Here is a 13,309-nt window from a genome sequence, read left to right as displayed (position 1 = left end):
CTTTTACTTATGGCAGGTGAATATCATGGTGCATTCACAAAATAAACATGCGTTGAGCAAGCCTGTAAAAATAAAGACCAGCATTTTTATCATTCTCTCGGTTATTATCTCCTCGGTCGGCGGCATTATATTTGGCTATGACACCGGGATTATTGGCGGGGCGATTGTCTATATCGGCAAAGAGTTTCAAATAAACGATCTGATGCAGGGCGTGATTGTCAGCACCTCGTTATTGGGTGCGATGATTGGCGCGCTCGCCGCCGGGCCGCTCGCCGATAAATATGGCCGAAAGCTGGTGCTGTTTATTTCCGGCCTCTTTTTCGCCATCGGCGCGGCGGGTTCCGGCTTCAGCCACAGCATTGAAGCGCTCACCGTGGCCCGCATCCTTCAGGGCATTGGCGTGGGGGCCTCGTCGGTTCTCGTCCCGGTCTATATCGCCGAGTTGTCGCCTGCTAAAATTCGCGGCGTTCTGGTCACCTCTTTTCAGCTGATGATTACGGTAGGAATTGTGCTGGCCTATGGCGTTAACGCCGGCGCGGAAAGCAGCGGCGGCTGGCGGTTTCCGGTAGGCATAGCCGGCGTTTTCGGCGTCATGCTGGCGGTAGGCGTTATGTTTGTGACGGAGTCTCCCCGCTGGCTGATTGCCGTCAAACGTCGCGACGACGCGTTCACGACGCTTAAGAAGCTCAGAGGAACCGCGAGCGTTGAGGCGGAAATGCAGGAAATTGAACGCCTGGAAATAATTGAGCAGGATACCCTGCGCTGGCGCGATTTATTGCGCGGCCACGTGCGGCCAATGATAATTATCGGCGTTCTGGTCGCTTTCTTTTCCAACGCCTGCGGCATCAATCTGGTTATCTATTTCGCCCCGCAAATCCTGCAATCCAGCGGCTTTACCTCCTCGGTATCCTGGATGGGCACCATCGGTTTAGGCATCGCCAACGTCATTTTCACCGTCGTGGGTATGCTGATTGTCGATAAAGTGGGTCGCCGTCCGCTTTTGATAGCAGGCGCCATCGGGTTAACCCTCAGCCTGGTTATTCTGGCGGTGCTGTTCTCCGTCCCGGCGTTCCCGGGTAGCAACTGGCTCGCGCTGGCTTCTCTGCTTTTTTATATTGTGATGTACGCCATTAGCCCCGGGATGCTTGGCTTTTTAATGATCTCGGAAATATCGCCGTTAAGAGCGCGCGCAAAAGTCACCAGCCTTTCCATTTTTATTATCTTTGCGACCAACCTGGTTATCGCCCTGCTCTCTTTACCGATGTTAAATGGCCTGGGCGTCTCGCAAACCTTCTGGATATTCTCCGCTATCTGTGTAGCGTTCACCTTATTCAGTTTTTACGTGCCGGAAACGAAAGGAAAAAGTCTGGAAGAGGTCGAACTCTGGTTTAAAGAGAAATACAGCGGTATTCAGGAAACCCATAACGCCGTCAATTAATTTACTTACGACGTTAAAAGAGGCTTTATTCTTTATTACATCGAGGCGTAGGCAGCAGGGTCGGTTTATTCCTGCCGCAAAGGATTTTTACGCCTGAATCATGCCATTAAACAGGCCTGCCCACGGCAGGCCTGCGTGATTACCACCCCTCAACGACGCGGATTTACATCTTCAGTGGCTTTGCGCGTTTAACGCTCTGCGAAATTAAGCAACGCTTCGCCATCCAGGCGGTAGCGCACCCATTCGCTCTGGGGCAGCGCGCCGATGCTGAGATAAAAATCAATCGCCGGCTGGTTCCAGTCGAGCACGCTCCACTCCAGTCGACCGCACTTGCGCTGCACCGCCAGACGGGCGATGTGCTTGATAAGCGCTTTGCCCGCCCCCTGGCCGCGGGCGTCAGGCGAGACATAGAGATCTTCCAGATAAATGCCGTTGCGGCCAAGCCAGGTGGAGTAGCTGGTAAAGAAGACGGCATAGCCTATCGTCACGCCATCCGCTTCGCAGATCAGCGCTTCCGTTTTACTCTGGGCGCCAAACAGCGTCTCGCGGATCTCCTGCGGGCTGGTCACCACCTCTTGCGGCGCTTTTTCGTAGACCGCCAGTTCGTAAATCATGTTGTAAATCACTTCTGCGTCGGCGGGGCGCGCTTCACGGATGCTGATACTCATGGCTTTTCCTGTCTTTCCTGAATTGAGGCTGACAAGCATAAGCGCTATTGTGCCCTGCATGAAGTGCAACTATCTCAACAAAAGATGAATGTTATGCATCCGGCGCTCCGTAAACTCGATCTCAACCTGCTGCCTGTGTTTGATGCGGTGTTTCGCCACCGCTCTGTGAAGCGCGCCGCGGATGAACTCTTTATGAGCACGTCGGCGCTAAGCCATGCCTTATCAAGACTGCGCGCCTTTTTTAACGACCCGCTCTTTTACCGTGAGGGGCACAACATGTGCCCCAGCGTTTATGCCTGCGAACTGGCGCCGTCGATAGCCTCAGCGCTGGGCGCGCTGAACCAGCAGCTTTCGCCCCGTCCCGCCTTTGATCCCTCAACCAGCCGCCATTGCTTCCAGATTGCCATTACGGACTACACGGCATTCTGCATCTTCCCTACACTGATAAGCGAACTTGAGCGCAGCGCGCCAGGCGTGCGCTTTGAGCTGCGCTATTTGCCGCACAGCCCGGCGCTGAACGAACTGCTCGCCGGCGAAGTGGACCTGGCGCTGGGCTTTAGCGCGCCTGACGACGTCACGCCGCCTGAACTGGACGCGATTGACTGGTTTGAGGATGAATATGTGGTCATCAGTCATGCCCGCCGTACGCGCATGACGCTGGAGGATTATCTGGCGGCCCGCCATCTGGTGGTCACCCCGTGGAATGAAAGCCAGGGCATTCTGGATTTACAGCTGGAGCGCATGGGCTATACGCGGCAGGTCACCCTGAAAACGCCCTCCATGCTGAGCGCGCCGTTTATTGTCGCGCAGAGCGATCTGTTGATGGCGATGCCCCGCTTCGCCGCCGCCCGGCTGGCGTCGGCGGCCAGTATCACGCTGTTTGCGCTGCCTTTCGCCGTGCCGCCTTTTGAGGTGAAAATCTACTCGCATCAGCGCAGCGGCAAAAGTGAGGCCACGGACTGGTTAAAGCGTGTGCTGCGAAGCCTTATCAGCTAGCTATCCGGCAAAATAAGGCTGGAGCATCTCATTGTTCTGTATTTAAAAAATGTCGCAAAAACAGGTAGCCATAACGGCGGCGGGACAGTAGGTTTTATCAGTGCGCTCAATAAGCATCGCCACCTGCAAAACGCTATAAAACGCTATAAAAGGAAACGCGTATGACGCATTCAGACAGCACACTGCCCGTTGGGTATTCCCGTGTCGCGCCCGGCCACGTCGCAAGCGTGGTGACCTGCCTCGAAATGCTGAGCAAGCCGGAAACAGCAACCGCCCCGCTGCCCGCAGGCGTCACGCTGGTGAAGCTGCGTAACCCGGAGCTTGAGGCTTACCGGGCTCTGTTTCACCAGGTCGGCTCCGCCTGGCTATGGTACTCACGCATTCTGATGGAAGATGAGAAGCTTCGCGCCATCCTGAACCGCGAAAGCGTGGAGGTGTATGTGATTAAAGAAAAGGAAGAGGATATCGGCATTCTGGAGCTCGATTTCAGCGAGCCGGACGCGTGCGAACTGGCGTTTCTCGGGCTGACGCCAAATACGACCGGCAAAGGTTTTGGCCGGGCGATTATGAATCAGGCCATTGCACTTGCGTGGTCGCGGCCCATTAAACGCTTCTGGGTGCACACCTGCACGTTCGACCACCCTTCAGCACTGGGCTTTTATATCCGCTCCGGCTTTCGCCCTTACGCGGTGCAGGTCGAGGTGCAGGAAGATCCGCGGCTGACGGGACACCTGCCTGCCGACGCCGCGCCGCATATTCCGGTTATCAGGCCCGCTAAATAACGCAAAAGCCAGTCCAGGACTGGCTTTTAAACGATAAGGCCCGTCTATCGCGCCCGGAACATAATGGTATCCGGCGTAAAAGACCCATCGTCCTCAATGGCGAAGTAGGTTTTGACGTCATCGGAAACGGTTTGCTGCAACAGGCGAATCGCCTCCACCAGCGCGGCGGGCGTTTTCATTCGTTCAACCCAGGCGCTGAATTCCAGCGCCTGGCGGCCCGCCACCATCTCCTGCACCGTCATGCCGCTCTCGTTGACCAGCCGCAGCCACTCTCCCTGCGAATAGTTATGTACATGCGAAGGGTCGCGCAGCATCTCCACCGTCTGTAACCAGACGTCGCGCACCGGCTGGCCGGGGGACGCGATGTCCATCAAAATAAACTCGCCGCCCGGCTTCAGTACCCGCTTTACCTCGCGCAGCGCCATGCCGACGTCGTGCCAGTGGTGAGCGGAATAGCGGCTTATCACCACGTCGAAACTCGCCGCCGGGAAAGGCAACGCCTCCGCCTGGCCCTGACGGGTGGCAATATTATTTAACCCCCGCGCCAGCGCCGCCTCCTGCACCACGGCCAGCATACTGTCTGACAGATCGTAAGCGGTGACATGAGCCGCTTTCTGCGCGGCGGCAAAGCTAGCGTGCCCTGCTCCGCAGCCAATATCCAGCACCACGGCGTCCGGCTTATCGCTGAGCCAGACGGCCAGCCGCTCTAAATCTTTACCCTGCGCATGAACGCTGCTTTGCAGGTAGGCCTGCGCCTGGCCGCCAAACTGGGCGCCGACTAATGCTTCGTGTGTTTTTGCTGTCATTTTTATCGCCTTATGGTGAGGAAAACCGCTCTGTGAAATGACTATACTGCGCGCTTTATACGGGTACAATATTGCTACTTATACTGGTATCAGGGAGTACCACGCATGGAAACCACCCCGCTTTCCGGCCCGAAAGCGTTGGGCGCTTTTTTACGCACCCAGCGGGAAAACACCTCGCCCGATATGCTCGGGTTGCCCGTGACGGCAAGGCGACGCACGCGCGGCCTGCGGCGCGAAGAGGTGGCGCAGCTCAGCGGCATCAGCACCACCTGGTATACGTGGATTGAGCAAGGCAGAGAAATCTCGATTTCTGCGCAGACGCTTTCGAATATTGCTGCGGCGCTGAAGATGAAACCGACGGAAAGAAGCTATCTTTTTCGCCTCGCGCTGCAAAATGACCCGCTCGAAGAGGCGGTGCCGGTCGTTGAGGAGGCGGTGCTGGCGGCGGTGAATCAGGTGAGTGAGCCCTGCTATCTGCTCGATTTAACCTGGAACATGCTGGCGTGGAACCCGCAGGCGCAGGCGTTGTTCAGCGGCTGGCTCGATAACGACGCCGTGCCGAATATGATGCGGTTTATGTTTCTGCATCCGCTGGCGAAGCAACTGGTGATGGACTGGGAGGCGCGCGCCAGCCGCATCGTGGCGGAGCTGCGGGCCGACGCCATGCACTACCCGCATGATGAAACGCTCAACCGCTTTGTGCGCCAGATGACCCAGGAGAGCACGCCGTTTCAGGCGTTCTGGCAGCGTCAGCAGGTGATAGCGCGCGAAGGGGGCGAGCGCCTCTTCCGGCATGCGCAGCAGGGCCTGGTCTCCTACCGCCAGGTCAGCTGGCAGCTCGCCAGCAACCGCACGCTGAAGATGATCATGCTGCTCCCTGAAGAGGCGGCGCAGCGCTAGCGCCGCCGCATCCCGGATAACCCGCGCACGGCTTGCGCGGTTAAAAGGCGCGTCATGGGATTACCGGCGCTGCTCAAGCTGTTTCCTGCGCTTCTGGGAATACATCACGCTGTCGCTCTCTTTTACCATCTCGTGCAACGAGTGATATTTTGCGCCGTCGCTGTCGAGAATGCCGTAAGAGTAGTTGATGTTATAAGGCTTACCGGCGCGCTGGTTGTGCGCCTCCAGGCTTTCATGAAGCGAAGCCAGAAAGCGCCGGGCGTCGCTATGGCTTGCCAGCAGCACGGCGAACTCATCGCCGCCGAGCCGCCCCACGACATCTTTCGGGCCAAGATGCTGTTGCAGATGCGTCGCGAAAACCTTCAGCACCTGGTCGCCCTCGGCATGACCCCACAGGTCGTTAATCGGCTTAAACTTATCCAGATCAAAAAAGAGCAGGCTAAAAGAGGCGCCGTGATTTCGCAGGGCGTGAAAGCGTTTCTCTGCGCGGCGGTAAAAGCCGCGGCGGTTAGGAATACCGGTCAGGCTGTCGGTCATCGCCATGCTGATGACCTGAAATTCATCTTCCACGATAAACGCCAGGTCCTGTAATGCGTCGATATCTTCCTGACTGAATGTGCGAGGCGTTGAGTTAACCAGGCAAATCGTTCCCACCACTGCGCCATCCGGCAGATGCACCGGGTAGCCTGCGTAAAAGCGAATATAGGGTTCGCCAGTCACCAGCGGGTTATCGTAAAAGCGCTCATCCTGGCGCGCATCGTTAACAATAAACGGACCTTTTTGCAAAATAGCATGCCCGCAAAAAGAGACATTCCGCGACGTTTCTCGCTCGCTAAGCCCCTGGCAGGCCAACAGCCACTGCCTGTCGCGGTCAAGCAAACTAATGAGCGCGACAGGCACCTGAAAAAGTTTTTTCGCCAGTCGGGTTAAGCGTTCGAAACGCTCATCGTCCCGGGTATCCAGCAGATCCATCATGTAGAGCGATTGCAGCCGCTCCTCTTCATTTTCAGGAAGACCGGGAAACTTCATCATTACACTCCACATCAATTACGGTGCGCGGGCCTGCGTAACAAAAAACGAACCTGCCAAAAATACCTCAGGTGAAACGGCAGGTATAGAAAGGAATGCGCTCCCTTCCTGGAAATAGGGTTTCGATCCGCACCTTCATGCGCTGTCGGCGCAGTACCCGCACGGACAATGCGGCCATGGCGCTTTATAAAAGCCTTTCTGAGTTTAAAACGGTTTAGAGATCCAGAGCGGCTCGGAACCCTGTCCAGCCCCTTTGTTTGCCCGGCGTTTTTCGTCGGGCTTTTTTTATGGTCTGAAACATACTGCCTGCGCCCTGCCGCCACACGCAAAAAATAGCCATTCTTTTTGTAAGGCTGTTGGAAAAAATCGCACTTTGTTCTACTCTTTTTTCACGATGCGAATTTTCTTAAACACTTAATACAAACTGCACTATTTTCGCCTGTTTCAGGCGACCTGCTGCAACACAACACAACAACATTAACACCTGGTAAAAAGCCAAAAACCAAGGAGTTCTATGAACTGGAAAATTATTGATTCACTGGCAAGCCCGGATACTGGTTCGTTTTTTTCGATCGCGCAATCGTCCAGAAATCTTAAGCTTATCTTGTGGTGTAAAGGGGATTACTTCCTTCGCCAGGGCAATATACTGACTACCGCAGCGCTGGGACTGCTGGTTGATGGCCGCCCGAGAAATATTTCGGTTATTCATGCTTCGCCTTACAACCCTGACATCTGGCAGAACCTCGTACACAAGACCAACTGTCCAGGTAATACAAAAGCGGCCTTAACCTTTTGCCAGAAAGAAAACGGCTGCCTGTTTGCGCTTTGCCCTTATGGTTTAAAAGCGTATAACCCGCATTCCGGGCAACAGAATGAGAACAGGCAACAGGTTTAGACGCAGAATAAAAGCCTGACGGTTGGCAGCGCTACGCTTGTGCGATACGCAACGCTGCAGTGAATGACGGCAGGCTCGTTGAAAGCATGACCTCATTAAGGCTATCGCGTTATGCCGGGTTAAGCCCGTCTGGCGTGAAAAGGTTCGCCTTTCTGTTAATGGCGCTGCCGGGGTACCGACGGCTAGCCGTCAAGCCCGCGCGCAGCCTCCTGAAGCCGCAGGAAGCTCGCGTAGCGTCGCTGGTGACGCTCGCTCCAGGCCGCCGCGGGCGTATACTCCCCGGCAACGGCGCAAAAACGGCTCATCCCGTCGCTAACCGAGTCAACCACCCCGCCTGCGACCGCAGCCAGAATAGCCGAGCCGAGCAGCACCGGCTCGCGGGCTTTGGTGGCGATCACCGTCCGCCCGGTCGTGTCGGCCAGCAGTTGCCGGATGAGGGGATGTTGACCGGCGCCGCCGCTTATCACAATAGCCTGGGTATCCACGCCCGCCTGCTGCTGAACATCCATAATCTGGCGCAGCCCGTAGCCAATACTGCAAATGCCGGCAACGTAGAGCGACAGCAGGCTTTCCGTCTCGTTTTCCATCCCGAGCCCGGCAATCACCGCCCGGGCATGCGGGTCGGCAAAAGGCGAACGGTTGCCAAGAAACTCCGGCACGACGTGGATCCCCCGGGTATAGTCCACCGCCCCGGACGCCGAACCCACCTTTTCGAGCACGCGATCCGCCAGCCAGACCGGCAGCGGGACGCCGCGCTGATTTGCCTGCGCCTGGGCGTCGCGCGCTGCCGGATGGAGCGACAGCAGCCTGTCGATGGCCGCCCCCGCCGCGCTCTGCCCCCCTTCGTTCAGCCACATGCCCGGCACCATGGCGGAATAGTACGGCCCCCATATGCCGGGTATAAAGACCGGTTCGTGGGTTGAGGTCATCGTGCAGGAAGAGGTGCCAAACACATAGGCCAGGTTCCCGGCAGGGCCGCCTTTTACGCCCGCCGTCCCGATGCCGCCCGCATGCGCATCGATAATGCCGGCGGCGACGGGCGTGCCGGGCAGCAGACCAAGCTGGACGGCGGCCTCTTCGGTCAGGCCGTTTGCGCAGCGCGTTCCCGGTTCGACAATATGCTGGCCGATGCGGCTGAACCCTTCGTCAGCCAGCTCCTCAAGACCAACCTGGCGGAAATAGCTTTCGTCCCAGCGTTGCTCATGGCTGAGATAAGTCCATTTGCAGGTGACGGTGCAGCTGGAACGGGCAAGGTCGCCCGTCGCCCGCCAGGTAAGAAAATCAGCCAGGTCAAAAAACTGCCACGCGTTATCAAACGTTGCCCGGCGGTGCTCTTTCAGCCAGAGAAGCTTAGGGGTTTCCATTTCCGGCGAAATAATGCCGCCCACATAGCGCAGCACCGGGTGATTCAGCGCAGTAATCCGCTCCGCCTGTTCAGTGGCGCGATGATCCATCCAGACGATAATATTGCGATCCGGGTCGTGGCTGTCGCCCACCGCCAGCGGCGCGCCCCCTTCGCCCAGCACCACCAGCGAACAGGTGGCATCAAACCCAATGCCGGCAACCTGGCCGGGCTTCACCCCGGCAAGCCCGAGCGCCTCTTTTACCGCATCGCAAACCGCCTGCCAGATGTCCCGGCTCGACTGCTCAACCGCCTGTCCATCGCCATAAAACAGGGAAATGTCCCGTTTCGCCGTCGCCAGCATCTCGCCTTCGGCGTCGAACACGCCGGCGCGCGCGCTGGCGGTGCCGACATCCACGCCAATAAGAATATTATCGTCGACGTTGCCCCTGTTCTGCGCTTCGTTATTCATCGTTTCTCCGTTGTCATCCGGCCAATGGGTTACAGTGTCACTTCATAGATCCACGCTGTTAGGCAGAATGACCAGATCGCGCACCGTGACGTTTCGCGGTCGGGTCACCATAAACAAGATAGCCTCCGCCACCTCTTTCGGCTGCATCAGGCTGCCGTTCGCCAGCGCCTCTTCCATTTTCTCTTTCGGCCAGTCATCCAGCAGCGCGGTCACCACCGGGCCGGGCAGCACCGCCCCCACGCGTATGCCATACTTCGCGACCTGCCGACGCGTGGTGTGAACAAACGCCTGAACGGCAAATTTCGAGGCTGTATAAATCGGCTCCCAGATAACCGGCACGACGCCCGCTATCGAGCTGGTGAAGATAATGTCGCCCGATTTTTGCGCGATCATATGCGGCAGCACCGCGTGCACGGAGCGAAACGCCGCATTGATATTCAGGTTGAGCATGCGGTCCCAGTCGTCCGGGTTGCCCGCTTCAATCGGCCCGCCCACATAGGCGCCGGCATTAGCGTGGAAAATATCCAGCCCCCCTGCCGCATCAAGGATGCCCTGCAACATGCCGGAAACCTCCTGCGGCTTTAGCAGGTCGATAACCAGCGCAAACGCCCCGTCGCCCATCTCGCGGGTGAGCTGCTCCAGCCTGTCGCGCGCCCGGTCAATCAGCACCACTTTCGCCCCTGCGGCGAGAAAGGTGCGGGCGCACTCAAGGCCAATGCCTGAGGCGGCGCCGGTGATGGCGACAACTTTATTCTCAAAGGGATCAAGCATGGGTTTCTCCTGTAAAGACTCAGGCGCGGCCGTGCGAGACGCGCGTGCGCCGGGCGAGGGAATCGACGATAACGGCGATAGCGAGCACGCCGCCCGTAATCATGTAGCGCAGGGAAGACGGCAGGTTCAGCAGCGTCAGGCCGTTGGAGATGGACTGAATAACGATAATCCCCAGCAGCGCAGACCAGGCGCTGCCCCGCCCGCCGAACAGGCTGGTGCCGCCAATCACCGCCGCCGCGATGGCGTTAAGGTTCACGTCGCCCGTCCCCGCCTGCTGGCTGGCAGAGGCGAGCCGGGCGGCGGCCAGAATTCCGCCTGCGGTGGCAAAGGTGGTGCAGAGCATAAAGGCGCTAATGTAAATGGCCCGCACGTTGATGCCCGAACGACGCGCCGCTTCGCGGTTGCCACCGATAGCGAACATTGAGCGTCCCCATTTGGTGCGCTTAAGGGCGTAGTTAAGCAGCGCTGCAAACACCACGAACAGGCCGAAAATCCAGGGCACGCCGCGCCCGAGGTTGAGGTAAAACACGGCGAATTCAAAGATAGCCGTCAGCACAATGGCGCGAATCAGCAGCGCGCTCATCGGCTCCGAAGAGAGGTTGACCTGCTCGCGTCGGGCGCGGGTTTTCAGCCCCTGCGCTATCATCACCACTCCCGGGATCAGGGCCGCCAGGTAGGCGAGCGCATCGGGCATCACCATCACCTGGCCAAAGCGCACCAGCGGCGAAATATAGGGCAAGTTAATGCTGCCGGACGGCCCCAGAATATAAAGCTGCATCCCCAGCAGGGCCAGCAGCCCGGCAAGCGTCGCGACAAAGCTTGGCATGCCGAGGCGGGTATAAAGCTGGGCGTAAACCAGGCCTACCAGCGCCCCGGTTATCAGCGCCGCCACAATAGCCCCCGCAACAGGCCACCCGTGGTTGACCCACAGCACCCCGATAATGGCGGAAGCCAGGCCGCTCATCGAACCGACGGAAAGGTCAATTTCGCCGAGCATCAACACGCACACGATGCCAAGCGAGATAAACCCGACGGTGGCGCAGTCAAACAGCATATTCACCAGATTATTGGGCGCCAGGTAAACCGGGTTAAGCAGGCTGAACGCCGCCGAGATAAGAATCAACCCCAGCACCACCGGAATCATCCCAAGGTCGCCGCTTTTAATCCGGTCGATAAAGGTATAGAGAATGGCGGTAAGGCCCTCGTTATGGCGCAACCGTTCGTCGCTGCGGTCGAGCGCGGCGCGCGGGTTTGGGACAGGCGTTTTTTTGGCAGGCGTCGTCATGGGCTAACCTCCCTTCCTGCGGGATGGGGGGCGGATTTTCTCTCCACCCGGCGCGATACGGCGTTTTCCGTGGCGCCGGTAATGGCCGCCACCAGCTCCTGGTTCGACGCTTCTGGCGTAAAGATGCCGGTGTTGCGCCCCAGGCGCAGCACCACGATGCGGTCCGCCACCGCCCGTACGTCCTCCATGTTATGGCTGATAATAATCACCCCCAGTCCGCGGGCGCGGATGCGCTCTATCAGGTTAAGCACTTCAGCGGTCTGGGCGACCCCCAGCGCGGCGGTAGGCTCATCGAGCATGACGATTTTCGGATCCAACAACAGCGACCGGGCGATGGCGACCGTCTGCCGCTGGCCGCCGGAGAGCGAGGCGACAGGCTCGCGCACGGAAGGAATACGGGCCGCCAGCTCCTGCAACAGCGTCCAGGCGCGCACCTCCATCGCCACTTCATCCAGTTGCCAGGCGGAAAGCTCATGGCCTAAAAACAGATTGGCGACCACATCCAGGTTTTCGCACAGCGCCAGATCCTGAAACACCGTGGCGATGCCGTACTCCAGCGCTTTGCCCGGGCTGTCGAGGTTCACCTCCTGCCCTTCAAATTCCACCCTGCCCGACGTCGGCTGATGCACGCCGGCGAGGATTTTAACCAGCGTTGATTTGCCTGCGCCGTTATCGCCCACCAGCGCGACCACTTCACCGGCGTAAATTTCCAGATCGATATCCGTCAGGGCTGATACGGCGCCGAAGTTTTTTGAAACGCCGCTGAGCTTCAGTATCGGTCGCCCGTGACCGGACGCTTTGCCTTCATTCACCATAACGCCCCCTGACGTGGATGGCGGCAGACCGGCCTCGTCCCCGGGCCTGTCGCCCATGACTTACTGAATGCCTAACGCTTTGCACTCCTCTGCATACTCGCCGGTACAGACCTGGGCGGGAGTCTGGATCTTCTTATCGAAGATTTCCGCTTTGATGTTTTCTTTCGTCACCACCGCCGGGGTAAACAGCTGCGAAGGCGTGTTGTAGAGCGTGGTGGTGGCTTTAGGCGATTTCCCCTCCACCAGCGCCATCGCCGCATTGGCGGCGGCGGCGGCCACAATCTCGGAGGGTTTGGAAATGGTGTTGTACTGGTCGCCTGCAATAATCAACTGCAGCGCCGCGATAGTGGCATCATTGCCCGTGACTGGCGGCAGCGGCGTGACGCCCGCAGCTTTAAAGGCGGCGATGGCTCCGCCGCCGGTCCCGTCGTTGGCGGCGACAACGCCTTTAATCTGATCGCCGAAGCGCGTTATCTGCCCTGCGGTCCACTCCTGCGCTTTGGGCGGCGCCCAGTCTGGCGTGTCATACTCGGCCAGGGTTTTGTAGCCCGATTCTTTAAGCCCACGATGGATGCCGTTGCGAATCAGCCCGGCGGCGGCATCGGTGGGCGAGCCGTTTATCTGCAATACGCCCGCGCCCTGCGGGACGCCTGAGGCTTTTAGGTGCACGACCAGCGATTCAGAGATGGCGTAGCCTATCCCTTCATTGTCGAAAGAGACGTAGAAATCCGCGGGTCTGTCCGGGATGGGACGGTCATAGGCAATCACTTTGACATCCTGTGAATGGGCGATCTCCATCAGCCCCGCCGCCGCCGACGAGTCAACCGGATCCAGCACCACCACCTTCGCCCCTTGCGCAATCACCGAGTTGAACTGCTGCTGTTGCAAAGAGGCGCTGGCGTTGGCGTTCTGATAGATGACTTTACAGTCGGGACAAAGCTTAGCCATTTCCGCTTTAAAGCCCGGATAGTCATGCTGCTCGTAGCGGGTGGAGGCCTGATCGGGCATCAAAAAGGCGACCGTTGCGGCTTCCGCCGCCCGGGCGCTCCCCGTTGCGGACATCATTATCGCTGCCGATGCCATCAGGATCGTGCGGTAGCTCATTTCTCT

General features: G+C 58.4%; 13 protein-coding genes. 5 read left to right on the top strand and 8 right to left on the bottom strand.

Going from position 1 to position 13,309, the window contains the following annotated elements; translation table 11 throughout:
* The first annotated feature begins 25 nt into the window (after nucleotides 1-25).
* Nucleotides 26-1,438 carry a sugar porter family MFS transporter gene (locus tag MT962_RS06235; RefSeq protein WP_048887833.1) on the top strand — a complete coding sequence of 471 codons (1,413 nt, stop codon included), beginning with the start codon at nucleotides 26-28 and terminating at the stop codon, nucleotides 1,436-1,438.
* A 188-nt stretch (nucleotides 1,439-1,626) separates the two neighbouring features.
* On the opposite strand, the gene MT962_RS06230 is transcribed toward MT962_RS06235, so the two are convergent.
* The gene (locus MT962_RS06230) at nucleotides 1,627-2,106 is read right to left on the bottom strand and encodes a GNAT family N-acetyltransferase (RefSeq protein WP_024555443.1); all 480 of its coding nucleotides are present in this window, start codon (nucleotides 2,104-2,106) and stop codon (nucleotides 1,627-1,629) included.
* An 84-nt stretch (nucleotides 2,107-2,190) separates the two neighbouring features.
* Between MT962_RS06230 and MT962_RS06225 the strand changes: the two genes are divergently transcribed.
* On the top strand, nucleotides 2,191-3,102 hold the full coding sequence (locus MT962_RS06225) for a LysR family transcriptional regulator (protein ID WP_247365183.1): 912 nt from the start codon (nucleotides 2,191-2,193) through the stop codon (nucleotides 3,100-3,102).
* Between the two features lie 161 nt (nucleotides 3,103-3,263).
* On the top strand, nucleotides 3,264-3,884 hold the full coding sequence (locus MT962_RS06220) for a GNAT family N-acetyltransferase (RefSeq protein ID WP_247365181.1): 621 nt from the start codon (nucleotides 3,264-3,266) through the stop codon (nucleotides 3,882-3,884).
* 44 nt (nucleotides 3,885-3,928) lie between these two features.
* Here MT962_RS06220 and MT962_RS06215 read toward each other — a convergent pair whose 3' ends face one another.
* Nucleotides 3,929-4,690: a class I SAM-dependent methyltransferase gene (locus MT962_RS06215; RefSeq protein ID WP_188723433.1), complete on the bottom strand. Its 762-nt coding sequence runs from the start codon at nucleotides 4,688-4,690 to the stop codon at nucleotides 3,929-3,931.
* Nucleotides 4,691-4,795: 105 nt separating this feature from the next.
* Here MT962_RS06215 and MT962_RS06210 point away from each other — a divergent pair, with 105 nt between their 5' ends.
* Complete coding sequence (locus MT962_RS06210; RefSeq protein ID WP_247365179.1) at nucleotides 4,796-5,590, top strand: helix-turn-helix transcriptional regulator; 795 nt, start codon at nucleotides 4,796-4,798, stop codon at nucleotides 5,588-5,590.
* A gap of 60 nt (nucleotides 5,591-5,650) precedes the next feature.
* Here MT962_RS06210 and MT962_RS06205 read toward each other — a convergent pair whose 3' ends face one another.
* Nucleotides 5,651-6,619 (bottom strand): sensor domain-containing diguanylate cyclase, encoded by a 969-nt coding sequence (locus MT962_RS06205; RefSeq protein WP_188723735.1) that lies wholly within the window; start codon nucleotides 6,617-6,619, stop codon nucleotides 5,651-5,653.
* Between the two features lie 514 nt (nucleotides 6,620-7,133).
* On the opposite strand from MT962_RS06205, the gene MT962_RS06200 reads away from it, so the two are divergent.
* Nucleotides 7,134-7,514, top strand: a complete 381-nt coding sequence (locus tag MT962_RS06200) for an anti-adapter protein iraM (protein WP_247365177.1) — start codon at nucleotides 7,134-7,136, stop codon at nucleotides 7,512-7,514.
* Between the two features lie 182 nt (nucleotides 7,515-7,696).
* On the opposite strand, the gene MT962_RS06195 is transcribed toward MT962_RS06200, so the two are convergent.
* The 5 genes from MT962_RS06195 to MT962_RS06175 are packed head-to-tail and all read right to left on the bottom strand — an operon-like array spanning nucleotide 7,697 to nucleotide 13,303.
* Nucleotides 7,697-9,328: an FGGY-family carbohydrate kinase gene (locus MT962_RS06195; RefSeq protein ID WP_247365175.1), complete on the bottom strand. Its 1,632-nt coding sequence runs from the start codon at nucleotides 9,326-9,328 to the stop codon at nucleotides 7,697-7,699.
* Between the two features lie 42 nt (nucleotides 9,329-9,370).
* Nucleotides 9,371-10,099 carry an SDR family oxidoreductase gene (locus MT962_RS06190; RefSeq protein WP_029592845.1) on the bottom strand — a complete coding sequence of 243 codons (729 nt, stop codon included), beginning with the start codon at nucleotides 10,097-10,099 and terminating at the stop codon, nucleotides 9,371-9,373.
* Nucleotides 10,100-10,118: 19 nt separating this feature from the next.
* Entirely contained in the window at nucleotides 10,119-11,384 is a 1,266-nt protein-coding gene (locus tag MT962_RS06185) for an ABC transporter permease (RefSeq protein ID WP_024560992.1), read from the bottom strand.
* Nucleotides 11,381-12,199: an ATP-binding cassette domain-containing protein gene (locus MT962_RS06180; protein WP_024560993.1), complete on the bottom strand. Its 819-nt coding sequence runs from the start codon at nucleotides 12,197-12,199 to the stop codon at nucleotides 11,381-11,383. Before MT962_RS06180 ends, MT962_RS06185 begins: the two co-directional genes overlap by 4 nt.
* 60 nt (nucleotides 12,200-12,259) lie before the next feature.
* Nucleotides 12,260-13,303: a sugar ABC transporter substrate-binding protein gene (locus MT962_RS06175; RefSeq protein ID WP_048887826.1), complete on the bottom strand. Its 1,044-nt coding sequence runs from the start codon at nucleotides 13,301-13,303 to the stop codon at nucleotides 12,260-12,262.
* Nucleotides 13,304-13,309 lie beyond the last annotated feature (6 nt).

The organism is Franconibacter sp. IITDAS19 (assembly GCF_023079515.1).
GTDB lineage: Bacteria > Pseudomonadota > Gammaproteobacteria > Enterobacterales > Enterobacteriaceae > Franconibacter > Franconibacter pulveris.
This window is presented reverse-complemented; position numbering and strand designations above follow the sequence as displayed.